Genomic DNA, 18,421 nt, shown 5'->3' on the forward strand with positions numbered 1-18,421 from the left:
CCTGGCGTCGCAGAAATGTTTTAAAAACAAAGACATAGAGCGGCGGCGCGAAGGCGTGTGAGCCATTGGGAGGAAGTTATGAGCTTCGTCGGCACCTGGAGTTATCGCAGCCTGATCAACAATCCCGACCTGTCGGCCGATTTCAGCACCCTGGAATTCGGCCAGGGAACGCTGGTGCTGACCGAGGTGGCGGCGGGCCGGATTGGCGGAACCATCGGCGGGCCCGGCTGGTCGTTGGAACTGGCCGGCGCAGTGCGGATGGGCGACCCGGTCGAACTCAAATTCATCGGAAAGGGCGAGGTGGCTGGAGAGCCCTGGGTCTACAGTTATCGCGGCTACGTCGTGCCGAACTGGCCGAACGGCGTCGATCAGAGAGATGCGATTGTCGGCAGCATCGTCCGCGACATCGCCCATTCGCACGGGACTGCTACGGCCGGCTACGTCGCCTCCTGGTATGCCGTGCGGCAGTGATGCTCCACCCCTTGCCTGAAGCTGCAAGACATTCGGACCAACACCTGTTCAGGGGATAATCTCGATGACACGCACGCGATTTCTGACGGTTTCACGCCGCTCTTTCGTCAAAGGCACAGCCGCTGTCGCCGGTACAGCCCTTTTCGCGCCGAGCATTCTGCGGGCGGCGACCAAGCATAGGCGCAAGAACATGACCAGCGCCGGCGGGCAGAAGGATCTGCAAACGTACATGGATGCCGTCACCGCGATGATGAAGCTTCCGCCTTCGGACCCGCGCAACTGGTACCGCAATGCCTTCATCCACCTGATGGATTGCCCCCATGGCGACTGGTGGTTCACCAGTTGGCACCGCGGCTATCTTGGCTATTTCGAGGAGACCTGCCGCGAACTGAGCGGCAATGCGGATTTCGCCCTGCCATATTGGGACTGGACGGCCAATCCCGAGGTGCTGCCACCGCTGTTCGGCACGATTCTCGATCCCGTCAACAGCGCCGACTATATTCCTGACCACAACCGCTTCCAGGAGATCATGCAGGCGCCGATCAAGGCCTATTGGGACAGTCTCAGCCCCGCACAATTGGAGCAGCAGAAGCTGCGCAGCTACCCGGATTTCGATGCGCTGTGGAGCGATGCGATGGCGAGCTTCGCCAACCGGCCGAACGCCCGCTTCCTGACGGCGCAGAATCCGAAACTCAATCCCGCCACCCAAACTGCGGTCGACATCGACACCATCAAGGCGTCGCTGGCGCCGACAACATTCGCCAATGACGCGGGCGCTCCGGGTCTCGCTTTCAACAGTCCGGTATCGTCCAGCCACCAGGTGGCACCGGTCGGCTTCTCCATTCTCGAAGGCCAGCCGCATAACCGCGTGCATATGAGCGTCGGTGGCCAGAGCGCTCCCTATGGGCTGATGTCACAGAACCTGTCGCCGATCGATCCGGTTTTCTTCCTGCATCATTGCAACATCGACCGGCTGTGGGATGTCTGGACCCGCAAGCAGCAGGCGATGGGCCTGCCCGTCGGGCCGACGGCTGACCAACAGGCGCAGTACGATCCGGAACCCTACCTCTTCTATGTCAAGGCTGACGGCAGCCCTGTGACCGACAAGACAAGGGCCGCCGATTACCTCGCAATCGGCGCCTTTGACTATGACTATGAGCCTGGCAGCGGCGAAGAGGTCATCCCGGTTGCAACCGCCGGTCGCGCGAGCCCCATTCCGGTGTTGGAAGCAGCCGTGCCTTCGTCCGCGGCCGTGGCGATAGACAAACCGGCGACCGCCAAGCTCACGGTTTCGAAGGAACTGGTGGATGTTGCCACAAAGCCTTCGGAACAGTCGCGTCAATTCGCGAAGGTCAGCATCGCGCCGCCGATGGACGTTGGCGGGTTGAATTTCCTCGTTTTCATTTTCCCCGAGGGAACGACGCCTGATCTCAACCCGGACCGGCCGGATTTCGCCGGCAGCTTCGAGTTCTTCGGGGTTCGCCATCATCATACCGACACGGTCAGTTTCACCATACCTATCGACAAGGCGCTCGACAGGCTGATCGACGATGGTAGGCTCAAAGCGGGCGAACCTATCGACTTCGCCGTTGTGGTCGCAGAAGCGGGCAAACGTCTCGAGGGCAGCATGCCGGCCAAGGCACAGCTGATCGACATTCAGGTAGGATCGTTCTGAGCCGCTCGAGGCGGCGGACCGCCACGGTTTTGGGTCATGCCGTTGGTCGCAGACACGCTCGCGGTGTTTTTGCAATGCCGGCAAAGGGAGAACGGCAGCGCGCCTGCTGCGGGATTTAAGCAGAGATGGCCGATCAACAACGCAGAATTGTGATCAACCTGCCGAGGGCGCCGCGGCCGGACGAAATCGTGGGGCTCAATATCGTCACCGGCCCGCTACCACTCGGCGCGGAAATCCGCTTTCGCACCGCCGCCGGCCACCTTATCGGCTCTGCCGTTCCATTCGGCAGGACCGATCCTGACAAGCAACTGGTATTCCAGCTATCGCTTTCCGGCCGCTATATCGACGGCTCCCGACTGGAAATCTTTGCGGATATGCTCGAGACTGGGAGCTCCCTGCCGCGGGCGCCGACCGAACAGGAACTGGTCTCGGTGACGGCGTGGATTGTGCAATAGTGAGATTGTTCTCGTCGGCATCTTGCGTCGAACGGTGATGGGCTGCGCGGGGCGAGCCGCCACGGGAGTGTCTGGAGCCGAGATGGCTTTGGAGACTGGGAAATGCGGCACGCTGATCACGCGGGTGCGGCAAGCCGGAGCTGCGGCTGCCTTTCGATCGCTAGTCTCTCATGTTCCCTGTCAAGGCTGAAGGCGAGCGGCATCGGCCACTTGGCACGAGCGTGCGAAGCAGTCGGATTGGCTGAGGCTGCACAGGGCCGGGGGTGGAGCTCAGAGACGACGGTTGATCAGACTCTCATCCGCGGGTTGGGTACCGCCTTCCGTGTCTTCGTCTCGGGGCTGTCCTCGGTCTAGAGGGCGGGCGTCGAGCGGATTGGCTCGGCCACATAACTAGCGACGGGAGTTCCCCACCGTGGCTCACCCCCGGCCCTGTGCAGCGGGCTGGGTCGAAACTCGTCTATGACGGTGCGACCTCCTGCCCGATGGCCCACAGGAAGGCGGCCATCTCGCGTGCGATCGCGGCCACGACCACCGGTGGCTTCTTGCCGGCGGCGTTGAGGCGACGATAGCGAGCGCAGAGCCTGATTTGCGCCTTCCAGGCGATGTCGCGGACAGCCTTGGGCAATCCCTCGAGCCGGACCCTCAGAGCCTCGCTGACCCTGGCTGGGTAGCGATAAGTCCAAGCCGCTTCGACCAAGGCGCGGCGGGCGCGTCGATTGCCGGCGAGCGTGAGGCTCGACCGGCGCACCGTGTCGCCGGTCGAGCGCTCTCCCGGAACCAGGCCGAGGAAGGCCATCAGCGGCGGCGGATTATCGAAGCGGCGTACATCCCCGACCTCGGCCGCGAAGATCACCGCGACCAAGAACGAGGCGCCGCGCATCGCCTGATAGGCCTCGACGAGCGGCGCCATGGACCAGGTTAGCACAATGGCGCGCAACTGTTCGTCCAGGCGGCGTAGCCGCTGAGCCGCGTCCTCGATCGCGTCGATCTTCTCCTGGAAGGCTTCCCGAGTCCGGACCAGATCGTGGACAGCCTCGTGGACGACGTCCGGCACCCATACCCCGGTCAGCTCGCCCGCTCGGTGCAGCCGCGCCAGCGTGACCGCGTCCCGCCGGTTCGTCTTGACTCGCTCGCCCGACCGCTTCGGGATCAGGCCGGCGCAACCACCATGCAGTCGTGCCCAAGATCGCGGACCTGACGGTACAACCCGTAACCCGTCGGCCCTGCCTCGAAGCAGACGTGCAGTCGATCATACTTTTTTCCCAGCTCTTGATCGTCCGCTCTATCGTCGCAGGGTTATTCTCGACCTCGCCGAGGAACCGAACTTCGCCCGACCGGCCGCCCTCTGCGATCGCCACCGCGTGCTTCTTCCTGGCCACGTCAAACGCGACAAATGCTTCGTTATACTCCCGCATGGCTCGCCCTCCGTGCGTGCGGATCGGCTCGGCCCATCCGAGCAACCCTCGTCTTTCAATCGCACGAAAGGGCGGGCCACCGATCTCCGCCCCGGAACATGACGTCTAGGGCTCGATTTTGGCAAGCCTGTTCCATCGGAGCGAAATTGGGGAGCATAGGAAAAGCAAGAATGCCCATGGTTTCTTGGGCACTTAATTGGGTTCTTGCTCACATTGTATGGTGGTGCAGTTGGTTGAGGGTAGCATCGGGGCTCTGAGGAGTCCTGGCCTTTCCGCTAGGTCCGCAGGAACATGGAGGTTGGCACTGGAAGTGCAGCGGCGATGCGTCTGAGCCTGCCTGGGTCGACACCAGCACCTTGTTCGATCCTTGTAATTTCGGCGCCAGTCAGACCGCAGGTTAATGCAATGTCCTCGACGCGATATCCAGCCGCTTCGCGGAATGGCCGGACTGTGTCACCTATATCGTCGTGAAGTGACTCCTTCGGTCGCTGCGCAAAGAGCGCGCGTCCCCTTCGCCTGAAGGGAGCATGCAGCCATCAAAACCCGGTCTACAGAGAATTATTGTTGCAGTGCTATATAGTTCAAGAGATCACCATGCAAGGGCTCTGGCGCCTCTTGCTCCGCGGTTTCTAAGACTTCTGGCCCACCATGATGGCGAACAACGATCCGATGAAATTCATGCGCACTCCCCAACTCGAACCCGTTCCGCGGTTGCGAGCACATGGCCGGCGCACCGCCCACCTAACCACTTGCAGGCCCTTGGCGGCCGCCGCCGCTGCGCCCCGTCGACTGCGGGCAAGTTGTCTGAAGCAAACCCATTGTTCTCAACGGATAAACGTTCGGACAGTAATGCTCCCAGCTGACAGCCTTGCCGGCTGCCTCGTGGAGAAGATCACGCTCGCACCTCACCTTGACTTGACAGTAGTCACAAACGCGGGAAAGCACGCGAAACTCGGCTGGCATCAAGGCCTTGACTCGGGCGGGATCGAGCTGAAGCGCCTCCATCCGCATGAGCAAAAGATCGGGGCCCCGCGTCTCACTCTTGACCGGATGTGGATCACTTCCCAGCGCGATGCGTTGCGGTAACGCCTTCGCCGGATCGGCGGGCGAAACAGCAGTTTCCAGCGCCTGACGAAAAACTGCTTCGAACGCGGACCGCCAATTGTGACGATGTGTCATGGAACTCCTCATGGCGAAACAGTCGAATCTTAGCCTCACTTTCGTGAACCCGCCTTGATCTGGCACAACTTCCTGCCAGTTTCGCCGACCGGGCTTGTAAGAGCCTCTTCTGTGGCCGGTTGGGTCGCATGCGGGGCAGGTTCTGACGGATGGCGGTCGATCTCACCGCGCAGGGTGATAAGATCAATGAAGTGGTCCGCCTGACGGCGCAATTCATCTGCAATCATGGGCGGCTGGGTCGAGATGGTGGAAACGACCGAAACTTTACGCCCCCTGCGCTGCAGCTCTTCCACAAGAGTGGTAAAATCACCGTCGCCAGAGAAGAGAACGAAATGGTCGACCGTTGCGGACTGCTGCATAGCGTCGATCGCGAGTTCAATATCCATGTTCCCCTTGATCTTGCGTCGCCCTTGGGTGTCGGTGAACTCCTTCGCCGTTTTGGTCACGACGGTGTAGCCGTTATAATCCAGCCAGTCGATTAACGGACGGATCGATGAAAACTCCAGATCTTCGATGAGTGCCGTGTAATAATAAGCCCGCAAAAGATAGCCGCGATTGCGAAATGCCGTCAGCAATTTTCTGTAATCGACTTCAAAGCCCAGGCACTTCGATGTCGCGAAGAGATTGGCTCCATCGACAAAAAGTGCGATCTTTTCGCGCGAATCGAACATCTTGTAGTCGCTCCAGGCTGTCGAACTCACATGGATATATGCGAGGTCTCCCACAACAGGAGGTTCAAGCCCGCCAATTAAGCAATTCTGGTCAATTGTGTTCTTCCATGGCGCGACGATGCGCCCTGTTGAGGCCGGAGGAGCATCTCCTGACGGGCGGACCCGAAAACGCTGTCCCGTCTCGTTGTCCGTGTGAATGGAAAAGTTGCGAGAGTCCTTGGCCCTGCGGCGCTATCGCGATCGTGTGGACCACCAGCACCGGAGATTCCATGGGTGATCGACGGGCGACAGCTTCGGGCCAGCACCGGAAATTCGGTCGGTATGACGACTAAGGGAGCCGTTCTTCACGAGCCCCGTGCACTGCTTGTTGCGAGGATGTTCGCGTTGTGGGCTAAGAAGATCGCATAACGTATCGAGTGGAACTCCGCGGTCTCGAAGCCTGCTGATGGAGGCTGCTCCGCCGCCATCCCGGGTTAACCGTAGGGGGTTTTCACCCCCTATGGGTAACGGACGGAACGGATCCGTAAGTACGCCTCCGAATCCTCCTGAAGCTGTGGATCCTTCTTGGGAAGTCAATTCGGTTACGCCATAGGCTGTCGATTTCGTCTTCATCGTTGTCTCCTTTTCAGCGCTCAAACTATCAGTCGATGCTGCCAGCTCGTGCCGCGGCACGAGAGACACTCAAGAAGCGTGCCAGCTGCGCTGGAAAATCCGTTCTGCATGAAGTTCAATGGCTTAAATGAAATACGGCGACACCTCGCCGAACAGCGCCGTGTCGCGGCCTAGACAAACCCGACAGTTTTGAGGTAGCGCAAGTCACGCCGAGAGCTCGAGGAGATCAGGCAGGAGGAGCGTTCCGCGTTGGCTTTGGTCCTGTGCGAGCCTTGGCTGCCCTGTCCCATAGTGACCATGCACACAGGCCGCTCAGGTCGCGGATCCGGTTCGAAGCGGCCGTGCCACAGACGCCATTCTTCGGATCCAGACCCCAGGACGGCATGCCCGAGCCGGCGCTGAAGCTGCTCACCGGAACACACATGCGGCGGCCAATAGAGTGCCGAGGACATGACAGCAGGTGCACGCATTGTCGGCTCTTTGATAATGCGTCCATATGAGACGCTGCGCTGTTAGGGTGGTCCCGCTGTTTGGAAAGGGTTTTCCGGTTGGCTCGGCAGTTGCTTGGCCAAAGGCAACAACCCCACCGCACGAATGAGTAGGACTTCCTCCATGCCGTCTCGCCGAACAGGCCGCCACCATCGGGAGATCAATGCCAAGCGAAGTCTGCCTCCGCTAGAGTCGGAATGGCTCAGCAATCCACACCGGTTGTGCCGGGTGACAAAAGTACGCGGTGCGGTCAACAAGGCGCCGGGTCGCGCCGCCTCATGGAGCCCTGCGGCGCGAAATCGTCGAGCGGCTCGTTCCTGTTTTCTGATGGCAGCCCGCCGTTTCGCCGGCAACGGGAGATGCGAGAAACGTGCCAACTGCCGGGAGGGAATTCAACAGTTCAGAGTGCAGGGCGCTCTTGGCACAACATCGTGTCGCGTAGGTCACCAACGCTACAGCAGGGGAGGGCGCACTCGGCCACGGGCAGACAGTTCAAAGCCAGCACAACGAAATGCAATTGGAGCACGGGAAGTTTTTTCGGCAGATTACGCGTGACCTTCAGACCGCGGCTTAGCTGCCCGGCCGTACGACAGGTCCACGTCATTTCGCATTGTTCGACGATCGACAAATCTCAGACTACGGCGTCGTCGGTTCGAATGATTGCCTTGTATCTAAATGAGTTTTTCATTTGGCACGCATATTGCTTTCTGTCATCCGCAAACACATCACGAACCGACGATAGTCGTGCGGAGAATTGCCGACATGTTACCGCAGTGCCGCCGGGGCTCCGGCGGATGCAGGAGAAGGAGGAGCCGTACTCGCGAAGGAGTTGTCGAGCCAAGACTGCGCAGGCGCTTTTGCCGTGGCTGTCTCGGGCGGATGGCAACTCTGCAACCCCGAACGGTTCCTAGATCTCCGCCAAGATGCACCGTAGACAACAAACCATCGCTAACCAGAAGGATCCGGAAATGTCCAAGATCGCAGACAAGCCCAGCCAAACGGCTGAAAACCTCGAATATTCGGCATTTGACCCCAGCAAGGCCACCGATCAGGTCTACGCGGCCGCCGATAAGGGCGTCGAGCAATCGAAAGAGGTGCTCGCTAAATTTCAGTCGGGTGCTGAAGAGACCCAGAAAGCGCTCAAGGCGACCTTCGAAACCGCAATATTGGTCGGCAACGAGCTGTGCCTGACGACGATAGCCGCGTTGCGCGCCAATACCGAAGCTGACTTTTCGCTTCTTCAAGCTCTGGCCGGAGCGAGGTCGCTGGCCGAGGCAATTGAGCTGCAGACGACATTCCTACGAAAACGCGTCGAAATGGGCGTTAAGCAGGCCAATGATCTTTGGGCGCTCACCACCAAGGCGGTGATCGACATTTCCCAACCTGTTAAGGGCGCCGTCGAGAAGTCACTCGGGAATCTCAAGGCCGCCTGACAGCGCAAGTGCCCGCCTGCTTGGCAACGATGGTGCCCGCAAGCGCCGCCGCTGATCATCTCACGTGGCCTTATGACGATGCGGGCTCTCGAAGCGGCAAAGCAACTCCAGAGGGACGGCTGGACGGCGGCCGCGCCTGCGCTTGTCAGCCACCATCCGGCCTGCCAGGGCCGAAACGACATTGACGCTCGGTCATGGCGCTGCGGCCGGCAATCCGCGAACGGTTGCCGCAGCGAAGTTTGCAGAACTCGTGTGACCGAGAAGACCTCGGGCCGTTGTCTGCGGCGGTCAATGATGGGGCAGCGATCAGAAAACAGGAGATCGCTGCGGATCTGATGGAGACGCGCTTCATAAGCTGACCGCGTGTTCGTCCAGCGCCTCCCTTTTAGGCCTGAGGTTCTTCGATCCCCTTTGTGTGGCGTCAGATTTGTCCATGGCGCGAGCCACTGGTGTTGATGACCGGCTTCGCCCTGCCGTTGCGGGGCAGGCCGCGTCGACCCTGCAGGGAATGGAAGTATTCTCAGACCATTCGTTGTCCGTTGCTGGAGAGTGATCAATTTGCGGGACTAGGGCGGGAGCGCGGTGCGGATACGCCTAACGATCTGCCAGTTGGTGTGCAAACTGCCGGGCGAGTTCAGAACCTGACCGGTCTTCCGTGATGCGCTCTACGGTGTCGCACCGCTCGGCTTCATCAAGAGCGAGCGCCTTGTCACGCGTTGCCGCGTCGTGAGATTTTTGGCTGCGATAAGTTCTGTGCCCGTTAGCCTGGCCCTAGGGGTAGGCACTGCGGCGGGGGATTGACGGTCACAGGCTTGGCCACATGCCAACCGGCGGGCAGCTTCGCTGGCATTGATCTCATGGTGGCGACTGCCTGTTCGGCTCGGCTGCTCATGGAGGAACTCCTGTTTGGCTGTGCGAGGCTAGTTCTCTTTGGCCAAGCAACTACTGCGCCAAACCAAAAGATCCTCGAAACAGCGCGATCAGGCTGACAGCGCAGGTGTCTCATGTCCGACATTGTCAAATAGCCGACAACGCGTGCGGCTGCTGTCATAGGCGGTTAGAAGAGGTCTTCCTCCATTTGGGTGGTGATCGAGGATGTGCAACGGCAGCTTCTGCCGCTGAGGAGCTTAGCGCCGGCCGGGGCGTATGGCGTGCTTGCCGGTCTTGAGGCGGCTGATCTCGATCTGGCCGTTGCTCCGGGGCTGCTCGATAGCGTTCCCGGCGCCACCGATGTCGCGTCGTGTCGTTCGCGCGAATGATGAACCCCCAGGGAATGCGCGTTGTCGAATAACCGTGAGGACGATCTCTCGCCAGGATGAAACTTTGGCACGCATCTTGCTCCTAGGGATTTTGAGAACACGCCACGGAACGATTTTCTTACACGGAGATATCGACATCTAACACAATTGGATGGTACGGACTGTCCTGTCCGTTCTCTTCCGCCAGAATGCAATCGCCATTGCTGGCGCGCTTACACTGACGGTCACCACGTCATCTGTGGTGATGAAGGTCTATCTGACAGGTTGCGTTGGGGATACTAAACGTTTGTCAGGCGGCTAACTCAACAAGCTCCGGTATCTAGCGGCCTCGCGTGGACCCTGGCGATTATCGTCATCTTCAAGTACGTGCTGTTCCTGCTTCGGGCTGACAATGACGGCGAGGGCGGTATGCTGTCCCTGCTTCTGAAGAAGGCGCCAAAGTATACGACGGTGATGCTCATGGCCGGGATTCTTGGTGCCGCCCCTTTCATCCGCGATGCGATGATCATGCCGGCACTTTTAGTTCTCTCGGCCGTCGAGGGGCTCAAGCTAGTCACACCGGCTTTTCACGATTACGTCTTGCCGATCCCCGTCACGATTCATGGCGCTACTGTTTGCCATCCAATCACGTTCGTTTTTCAGTCAATGTTCTCTCACTTATCGCAGTTAATCGGAATGGCGATGGCGTCAAATTTGGAAAGCCAACATCCTGGCCGCGCGCGATGCCGATCGCATCGAAAGTCGACCGCTATTGCGGTCGCTTTGAGGAGTCGAACATATGTCGAAGCTTCAAGCCATACCTGAGCCAAAGGGATTTCCCGTCCTTGGTCATATGACGGCCATCGATCCCGATGCTCCCGTCCAAAGCCTGATGCGGTTGGCAAGAGACCTCGGACCCATCTACCGACTTAGGGCCTTCGGGCGGGAGATCATCATCGTCAGCAGCCAGGAACTCACGGCCGAGCTGTGCGAGGAAAGCCGGTTCCGCAAAGCGCTGCATCCTCCGCTCTGGGAGTTGCGGGCGGTGGCGAAAGACGGCCTGTTCACGGCTTATGACGAAGAACCGAACTGGGGAAAAGCGCGTCGCCTGCTGATGCCCGCATTCGGGCCGCTTGGGCTGCGAAATATGTTCAACCCGATGCTCGACATCGCTGAGCAGATGATGGCGCGCTGGGAGCGATTCGGTCCTAGCACAGCGATTGATGTCGCCGACAACATGACGCGGCTGACGCTTGATACGATTGCGCTCTGTGCCTTCGGCTGCCGCTTCAACAGCTTCTACCAGAAAGAGATGCACCCCTTCGTTGCGGCCATGACCGGCGCGCTCGACGAGGCGAGCAACCGTTCGCGACTCCCGCAGCGCGCGTCCAAGCTGATGCTTCTGCGCAATCGCCGTTTCGATGCCGACACGAAGACTCTGCGAAACGTCGCCAATGCGCTCATCGAGGAGCGGCTGAGTGATCCAAGGCTTGGAGAGCGCGGCGACCTCCTGGATGTAATGCTCACGGCAAAGGATAAGGAAACGGGAGAGACGCTGAGCCGGGAGAATATCGGCTATCAGATGATCACCATCCTCGTTGCCGGCCACGAAACGACCAGCGGCCTTCTCAGCTTTGCGACCTTTCTGTTGCTCAAAAATCCAGAGGTGCTGTCCAGGCTTCGCTCTCATGTGGACAGCGTGCTGGGAGGTGACACACCTACGGTTCAGCACCTCGATCAACTCAAATACGTCGAGCAGGTCCTGATGGAAACGCTGCGGCTCTGGCCCACAGCGCCTGCCTTCGCGGTCCGTCCCCTGCAAGACACGACGATCGGCGGCAAATACGCACTCACGACGGACGACGTTCTCCTGGTCCTGTCCCCAGTCCTGCACCGCGACCCCACCGTCTGGGACAACCCGGAGGTGTTTCGGCCGGAGCGCTTCGCGCCGGAGAATGCCGAAAAGCTGCCGCCGCACGCCTGGAAACCGTTCGGGACCGGCCGAAGGGCTTGCATCGGCCGCGGGTTTGCCATGCAGGAGGCAACGCTGGTGCTGGCGATGATGCTCCAGCGCTTCGACATTGAGCTCGCCGAAAAGAGATACCGCCTTATTGTTGGCGAATCCCTGACGCTGAAGCCGAAGGGGCTTCTCATCCGCGCCCGGCGTCTAGATGTTCCGGCAGGTCCGTCGAAAAGCCGCCCCCCACAGCCTCGGCCAGCGCGCTCTCCAGACCACAGCCAAGCTCGTCCGTAGATCGGGGCCGCTGCGCGTTCTTTACGGCAGCAATACCGGAACCTCCGAAATCCTTCGCGCCAGAGCTTGGAATCGAAGCACGGGTGCGCGGTTACCAACCGATCGTTCCAACCGCGGGTGAGTATGCGTCCGGTACTCGGGCAGGTGTTTGCAGTCGAGCAGCAGTGTGCCGATCGTTGCACGCGGATCTTCATCCTACCAGGCGAGGGCGGCCTCTCTCCCGATCGAAATCGGCACCGGCTGCCTTCTTTTTCGGGATTGTCATTGCCATTTTAGGCTCAGCTGAACGCCGCGACTGGGCATCGTCAACGGTGTGCCGATGTCGACGCGACCAAGTACCTCTTTCCGTCCCGGCGAGCGCTTGATGCGACGGCTCGGCATGCCGGTCAGCGACGACACGGCAGCTGAAGCGGGATGCCGCGCTCAATCATTGCGACGCCGCGATCCGGGTCGTTGGCATAGATGATTGGAGCTGGCGGCGATCGTGGCCCTACGGCACGGTGATCGTCGACCTGGAGCGCCGTTTGATTGTCGACATACTTGGCGACCGGAGCGTTGCGAGTGTTGCGCGATGGCTGGAGCGGCACCTTCTGTCGAGATCGTGAGCCGACACCGATGCGGGCTGTACGCACAAGCTGGCTCGCGAGGGTGCGCCGCAAGCGCGTCAAGTCGCTGATCGGTTCATCTCATGCAGAATTTGCGGGTCGCAATTGAGGAGCAGATTCCGGCCGCGCCACTGGACGAGCATTGCTGCCGGGTAAAAGTATCGGGAGCGCGCAAATCGTTCTAATTCAGGATCCGCACGTTAACGCAACGCACCGCCGCCGGCGTCACGCTCATCAACAATCACGGCAGGTGGTGTTCGATACGTGCATGCTTTGAATGAGGAAGGTCTGTCCTATTCGGAGATCGCACGTCGCACCGGCTAAGGCCGGCGCAGCATCGCGAAATGGCTGACTTTCGACACGCCACCCGACCGACAGAAGGCGGCGTTGAAGCCTACATCCCCCTTGTATTTCGAGGCGTTTCTTGCCCAGTGCTGGAGAGATGGCAATCGCTGTGGACGGCATCTGTTCTACGATATCAAACAGCGCGGCTACACGGGCAGTTTCTCGAATCTCGAGCGGCTTCTCGCAAGCTGGCGCCGCCCGGAGAGGTCGGTCAAGGACAGCGGGTCGCCTGCTACGATCATATCGCATCAACCAGGCCGCGATGCTGTCCCGATACGCGATCCGGAGACCGGCGCTGTGATCTCGCCGATAGTCGCAGCTGCCCTCTGCATGAAGCCGCGAAGCATGCTGACGATCAGCCAGGCGAGAAGGGTCGATGCCTTGAAACAGGGCTCGCCTGAGTTCACTTCAATGCGCAGCCTTGCTATGCGCTTCCGCGGCATCTTTCGCAGCCGCGATCCGGGCAAGCTCGACAGCTGGATTGACGATGCCGTTAACTCCGGTCTGGTCGCAATTGCGCGGTTCGCACGCGTCCTGCATCGCGATCTTGACGCAGTCGACAACGCCATCGAACTGCCGTGGAGTAACGGCCAGGCGGAAGGCCAAATCAACCGCCTGAATTAAGCGTGCGATGTATGGCAGAGCTGGCCCGGAACTGCTCAGGGCACGCATGCTGCCACTCGACCGAAGTCGCCACCACATAAAGTGAGGAAAGGCCCAATTAACTGCAACTGCGAAGACGCCACCGAACGGCATGACTGGTTCATGATCTCGTCCATAGCGCTGCTGAATCGCGCTTGGTTCTGACCTATCATTTGCCCGCGCAACGTCTGGAGCATCTCGTGTCCGGCCCGCTCGACTATGGCCACTCCGGCCAGCAGAGCTGGACGTGGATGCAGCGGCAGGATCACAGGATTGGACTTGTCGGTGTCGCACGTTCCTCCGTTGCGTCGCGACGCCACCATCGAGATCGGAATGATCGCGCCGAGCACCGTGAACGCCACGGTTCGTACTTCGGGAAGGCGTCTCGGCACCCATCGCATCAGAAGAAGGCGCGCAATTTCGGCCGGGGATATCAGGTTCGGATCCGATGTAGCGCAGCTCGCTGGCCGTGCTGCCTTTGCGATACGGCCGCGCATCCGGATCGCTCGTGGACACGTGCGTGTGGTTGCTGCGCGATTGTCCGCGGAAGTCACTGCCGTCCTCGTCATCGCCGTCCTTCCGCTTGAAACTCTTGTACCCGGCGCAGCCCTGGATCAACGTGCCATCCACACTGAAATGTCGCCCGACAACCAGGTCGTTGGCGATCTCCACCACTTCGTTGAAAGCCGCGATCACCGCGTCGTGTTCGATCAATCGCTTCTGCTGAACACCGTCGGCGTCTACATCGCACTGTCCATCGACAGACCGATGAACCAGCGGTACAGCCGGTTGTACCCACCTGCTGCATCAATTGCCGCTCCGTACGGACGCTGTGGAACATCTGCAACAACATGGCCCGCAGCAATTTCTCCGGCGCAATGCTGGGGGCGACTGCCTTTGGCACTGCAGGCGTACATGCCGGAACAAGTCGTCTAGCCGCACCAGCGCTTCATTGACCATCAGCGGGATCGGACGCAGTGGAGTGGAACGAAATCTTCCAACTGCTTCATCGTGAACAACTGCTTCATGAACTCATCGCTCCCGCGCATCGAACCGCCTCGCCAAGGTGGATCAGTAGTCTGTCTTAGCGTAGGTGTTCAGCAGCCTGCTAGGCGCCCGCCGCCACGTGCGGGCGACGCCGGCTTCAACCGGCGGGCAGAAGCGCCGAGGGCAACAAGCGAGCCTGACGCAACGCCGCCAGGTCGGCCGAGCCGGTGCAGAAGCAGGCGACGGCCAACTGGCGGATGACGATCTCGAAATGTGCGACAACCGCCTCGGTGGACACCGTCGCCGCGCGCAGCACGCCGGCCGCCTGCCCGGCGATGTCCGCGCCCAGGCGGATGGCCTTGGCCACATCGACGCCGTTGCGGATGCCGCCCGACGCGATCAGCTTCCCCGTTGGAAGCGCCCGACGTACCGCCTGCACGTTGGCCGGGGTCGGAACCCCCCAATCGGCGAATGCCATCGCCACTGCATGGTCGGCGGCATCGCGGGCGCGCTCGCCCTCCACCGCGGCCCAACTGGTGCCGCCGGCGCCGGCGACATCGATCACCGTCACGCCCGCCTCGACGAGCGCACAGGCCACCGAGGCGGACAGGCCCGACCCCACTTCCTTCGCCACGATCGGCACGCCCACGCTGCGCGCGGCGCGAGCGATCTGCGCCAGCACGCCGCGCCAGTCGCGGTCGCCCTCCGGCTGTACCGCTTCCTGCAGCGGATTGAGATGGACGATGAGTCCATCGGCCTCCAGCGCATCCACCGCCCGGCGCGCGAGGTCTAGGCCGTCGGTCTCGCGAAGTTGCGCGGCGCCGATATTAGCCAGCAGGGGAATGTCTGGGGCCAGGCGGCGCAGCGCGCGCGTCAGCCCCTGGGAGTTGCGGGATTGCAGGCTCGGGCGCTGCGAACCGACGCACATGGCGATCCCCAAGGCTTGCGCTGCCTCGCTCAGATGCCGGTTGATTGCCTCGGCGCGTGGCATGCCGCCGGTCATCGAGCTGATCAGCAGCGGCGCGCGCATGGTCTTGCCCAGCAGCGAAGCGCGCAGGTCGATCTGCGTCAGGTCCAACTCAGGCAATGCGCAGTGTTCGAAACGGATGTGCTCCCAGCCGGCGGCGACCGTGGCCGGCGCCGTTCGCCGATCCAGCATGATGTCCAGATGGTCGTCCTTGCGCCGGCTTAGGGCGATGTCGCTCATGCTCGCTCCAGCGTTGGGCGACGGCGTTGAGTCGGATCGGACCGACGGCCGCGCGCGCATGCCGCCGCCTCCCGCGCGTTCAGACCGGCGCACGCTGGCCTCCCCCCGCAGCGTCGCTGCGGTAGCGGCTGGTCGAGGTCTGGTAGTACTGCGCGCGTATGGCCGTCATCGCCTCGATCAACGCCCCCCACGGCGCGGGAAAGCGTTCTTCCGCCATCACCCGGTGCAGCATGCGCGTATGGCCGGCCAGCTCGTCATTGAGAAACTCCATCACAGGCATAGCGGGATAGCGCTCCAGCAGCTGGATCGCCGCGTTGTCGGCCTCGCGGGCCGACCTGTCCTTTTCGCGTCCATGCAGATCGTTCTGCAGGCGCCCTATGGCGGAGATGAGCTGCAGGACCTGGCGAAACGCCGGACGCGCGCGCAAGGTCGCCATGTCCAGCCCCCACAGCAACGACAGGCAACAGAACACGTTCACGTAGGCGATCGAATCGATGCCGTTGTGCAGGTACTCGGCGTAGGACCAGCATTCCGCCCCTGCCGCCTGCGCGTGTCCGGCGCGCAGCGCCGCGCAGTAGCACCGGGTATCGTGGAGAAGCAGAGCATAGTCGCGACGATCGTAGGCGAGCGCGGCCAGCGAAGCGCGCAGCACAGCGCAGGCCTCGAATCCGGGGAGCGCGCACGGCAGGCCCTGCCCCAGCACCTGCTCCACGGCGGCGAGCTGCTCCGGCGCGATCAGGCCAAGGTCGTTGCAATCGTCGAGCCAGAACAGCAGCGCCAGTTCGCGATAGAACGCCACGATCAGCGTTTCGTCCTGCGGATCGCGGCCGGTGCGGGCGCTGGTGTCGCGCAGGCTCGGGTGGATGCGCTGCAGGATGTACTGGCCGCCCCTGACCGCTTCCACGGCATGCTCGTCGGCGAACCCGGTCAGGGACCCCCCCCACTCCAGTACTTGCTGCAGCGCGCGTTCGGTCTGGATCATGGCGCCGCTCCTGCTCCCTCGGCCTGGACGCGCCGCCCCCAACGAAGCGCCAGCCACAACCCGGCGAGTTCCACCACGCGCACGACCCGGGTGGGGCAATACAGTTCCTTGCCGATCCAGAGCGGCGTTTGCGGCAATGCATGCGCCGCATGGCGGGCGAGCATCCACTCCAGCGCACGCGCCACCGCCTGCGCGATGCGCCGGCGCCCTGTCGGCTCTTCGCTCCCGTCCATCACGTGCAACGCGAACAGCGCATAGGCGGTTTCCTCGAATGTGGACGCGCGACCGGCGCCCCAGCCGCCGTCCTCGCGCTGCGCCTGCAGCAGCGCCGCCAGCGCGCGCTCCTCCCGCCACTGGGGCTTGCCTTGCGCCAGCGCAGCGACCGCATGCGCGGTGGGATACAGCCACGAAACGTGCCATTTTTCGTTGTCCCATACACCGAGAGGGTTGCGATTAGCCTCGACGTAGGCGCTGGTGCCGGCGGCGGGCTTTCCCAACAGTCGCAACGCATGGAGGGCATGGATGTTGGTCGACACCGAGGCATTGCGCTCGCCGGGGAAGGTGACGAACAGCTCGCCGATTTCGAAATGGCGCAACGCATCGACCGCCGGGTCGCGGCCTGCAAGGCATAGGACACACAACGCAACGGCGGTGTCGTCTGCATCGGCCGCGAAGTGCAACGCCGGGCCCAGACCGCGCACACCCAGGCGGGCGTCGAGCTGCGCGACGATCACGCGCACCGCTTCGGCGAGCGCGGGATGCGCGAACAGCCCGGCCAGATGCAGGGTGTACAGCGACCAGCATGGCTCGAACACATTGATCGGCCAGACGTTGGGAACGACACCTTCGATGCCGCTGCGCGTCGCCCGCGATGCCGTCTGCAGATACGCGTCGGCGCGTCCGACCTGCGGCGTGCTGCCCTCTGTCACGGCGTGCGCACGCCACGCGGCGGTAGCCGCCGGACTGATGCCGATGCTGCCGTCGTCATCCGGGCATGCGGTGGTCGGCGACGTCCCCCAGGCTTCCCAGGAGTGCAGCAACGGATGGCCGCTCGGCAACGTCGCCACCGCCCCCAGCTTGGCCAGGCACGCTTGCCGCAACGGCAACAGCGCCGGGTGGCGCGGAAACGCCATGTGGCTCAGCAAGGATGCCGCTTCTCCGCACAACTGCGGCAGGATCAGCTCCGCGCCGATCGGCGCGTCTTCCGGCACCGCATGCACGTAGGGGTCGGGCTGGTGCTCGAGGAACCGGGTTGCCGCCTGGACTGCGTCGGCAGCGCCGGGAAGAGGATCGGCACGCTGCAATGCCAGCAACGCCGCCCACGTGGGCGCATGGCGGAACAGCGGGAAGTCCGCGCTTCCCCATCCTCCATCGGCCTGTTGCTGTGCGATGAGCCACGCGTATGCGTCCTGTCGACCAGTGACGTTGCGGTGGAACTGCAGAGCTCGCGCCGTGTCGTAGACGGACGGACCGACGCTGCCGCCGTCGATCATCGCGCTCAGCAGGTGGCGCAATTCGGAAAGGATCTGTTCGGACAGCGCATTCACACGGGATGTTCCTTCTGCAGACGTTGACGAGAACCAGGTTCGGCAGACGCCGCGCACGTCACCGCAGGCCCGTCGCGGCCCGGCGCATGGGCAGCGCCGGACGGCCGCCCTGCTCCGGCGCGGCGACCCCGGCGCCGCAGACTCGGACACAGTGCAGGATGCACCGCCGCCGCCGGCCGATCGTAGCGGCACAGGGGCGACCCCATGCGGACGG

The 18,421-nt window shown here is 62.0% G+C and carries 11 protein-coding genes and 4 pseudogenes; 7 read left to right on the forward strand and 8 right to left on the reverse strand.

Features of this window, described 5'->3' with window-relative positions:
* The first annotated feature begins 78 nt into the window (after positions 1-78).
* From BHMPCIPO_RS31725 to BHMPCIPO_RS31735, 3 genes are all read left to right on the forward strand, one after another.
* On the forward strand, positions 79-471 hold the full coding sequence (locus tag BHMPCIPO_RS31725; RefSeq protein WP_173520750.1) for a hypothetical protein: 393 nt from the start codon (positions 79-81) through the stop codon (positions 469-471).
* Positions 472-535: 64 nt separating this feature from the next.
* On the forward strand, positions 536-2,146 hold the full coding sequence (locus BHMPCIPO_RS31730; protein ID WP_173520751.1) for a tyrosinase family protein: 1,611 nt from the start codon (positions 536-538) through the stop codon (positions 2,144-2,146).
* Positions 2,147-2,271: 125 nt separating this feature from the next.
* Entirely contained in the window at positions 2,272-2,601 is a 330-nt protein-coding gene (locus BHMPCIPO_RS31735) for a hypothetical protein (protein ID WP_173520752.1), read from the forward strand.
* 457 nt (positions 2,602-3,058) lie between these two features.
* On the opposite strand, the pseudogene BHMPCIPO_RS31740 reads toward BHMPCIPO_RS31735, so the two are convergent.
* The 4 genes and pseudogenes from BHMPCIPO_RS31740 to BHMPCIPO_RS31755 all read right to left on the reverse strand — a co-directional run bounded on the left by BHMPCIPO_RS31740 (position 3,059) and on the right by BHMPCIPO_RS31755 (position 5,866).
* Positions 3,059-4,016, reverse strand: a pseudogene (locus tag BHMPCIPO_RS31740) (IS110 family transposase).
* A gap of 275 nt (positions 4,017-4,291) precedes the next feature.
* Positions 4,292-4,477, reverse strand: coding sequence for a helix-turn-helix domain-containing protein (locus tag BHMPCIPO_RS31745; protein ID WP_312033098.1), 186 nt, complete (start codon positions 4,475-4,477; stop codon positions 4,292-4,294).
* A 280-nt stretch (positions 4,478-4,757) separates the two neighbouring features.
* Positions 4,758-5,195, reverse strand: a complete 438-nt coding sequence (locus BHMPCIPO_RS31750; protein WP_173520753.1) for a hypothetical protein — start codon at positions 5,193-5,195, stop codon at positions 4,758-4,760.
* Positions 5,196-5,230: 35 nt separating this feature from the next.
* On the reverse strand, positions 5,231-5,866 hold the full coding sequence (locus BHMPCIPO_RS31755) for a LabA-like NYN domain-containing protein (protein WP_173520754.1): 636 nt from the start codon (positions 5,864-5,866) through the stop codon (positions 5,231-5,233).
* A gap of 2,069 nt (positions 5,867-7,935) precedes the next feature.
* On the opposite strand from BHMPCIPO_RS31755, the gene BHMPCIPO_RS31760 reads away from it, so the two are divergent.
* The 4 genes and pseudogenes from BHMPCIPO_RS31760 to BHMPCIPO_RS31775 form a co-directional block, all read left to right on the forward strand.
* Complete coding sequence (locus tag BHMPCIPO_RS31760; protein WP_173520755.1) at positions 7,936-8,400, forward strand: phasin; 465 nt, start codon at positions 7,936-7,938, stop codon at positions 8,398-8,400.
* Between the two features lie 1,592 nt (positions 8,401-9,992).
* Positions 9,993-10,290 (forward strand): annotated as a pseudogene (locus BHMPCIPO_RS31765) (KUP/HAK/KT family potassium transporter); the annotation flags it as partial.
* Between the two features lie 201 nt (positions 10,291-10,491).
* Positions 10,492-11,892: a cytochrome P450 gene (locus BHMPCIPO_RS31770; RefSeq protein WP_246304801.1), complete on the forward strand. Its 1,401-nt coding sequence runs from the start codon at positions 10,492-10,494 to the stop codon at positions 11,890-11,892.
* Positions 11,893-12,226: 334 nt separating this feature from the next.
* A pseudogene (locus BHMPCIPO_RS31775) lies at positions 12,227-13,551 on the forward strand (ISL3 family transposase); the annotation flags it as partial.
* A 377-nt stretch (positions 13,552-13,928) separates the two neighbouring features.
* On the opposite strand, the pseudogene BHMPCIPO_RS31780 reads toward BHMPCIPO_RS31775, so the two are convergent.
* From BHMPCIPO_RS31780 to BHMPCIPO_RS31795, 4 genes and pseudogenes are all read right to left on the reverse strand, one after another.
* Positions 13,929-14,533, reverse strand: a pseudogene (locus BHMPCIPO_RS31780) (transposase); the annotation flags it as partial.
* A gap of 95 nt (positions 14,534-14,628) precedes the next feature.
* Positions 14,629-15,738 (reverse strand): type 2 isopentenyl-diphosphate Delta-isomerase, encoded by a 1,110-nt coding sequence (gene fni / locus BHMPCIPO_RS31785; protein ID WP_376741741.1) that lies wholly within the window; start codon positions 15,736-15,738, stop codon positions 14,629-14,631.
* Between the two features lie 19 nt (positions 15,739-15,757).
* Positions 15,758-16,660 (reverse strand): terpene synthase family protein, encoded by a 903-nt coding sequence (locus BHMPCIPO_RS31790; RefSeq protein WP_173520758.1) that lies wholly within the window; start codon positions 16,658-16,660, stop codon positions 15,758-15,760.
* Complete coding sequence (locus BHMPCIPO_RS31795) at positions 16,657-18,207, reverse strand: hypothetical protein (protein WP_173520759.1); 1,551 nt, start codon at positions 18,205-18,207, stop codon at positions 16,657-16,659. Before BHMPCIPO_RS31795 ends, BHMPCIPO_RS31790 begins: the two co-directional genes overlap by 4 nt.
* Positions 18,208-18,421 lie beyond the last annotated feature (214 nt).

This window comes from Ensifer sesbaniae (genome assembly GCF_013283665.1).
Lineage (GTDB): Bacteria > Pseudomonadota > Alphaproteobacteria > Rhizobiales > Rhizobiaceae > Ensifer > Ensifer sesbaniae.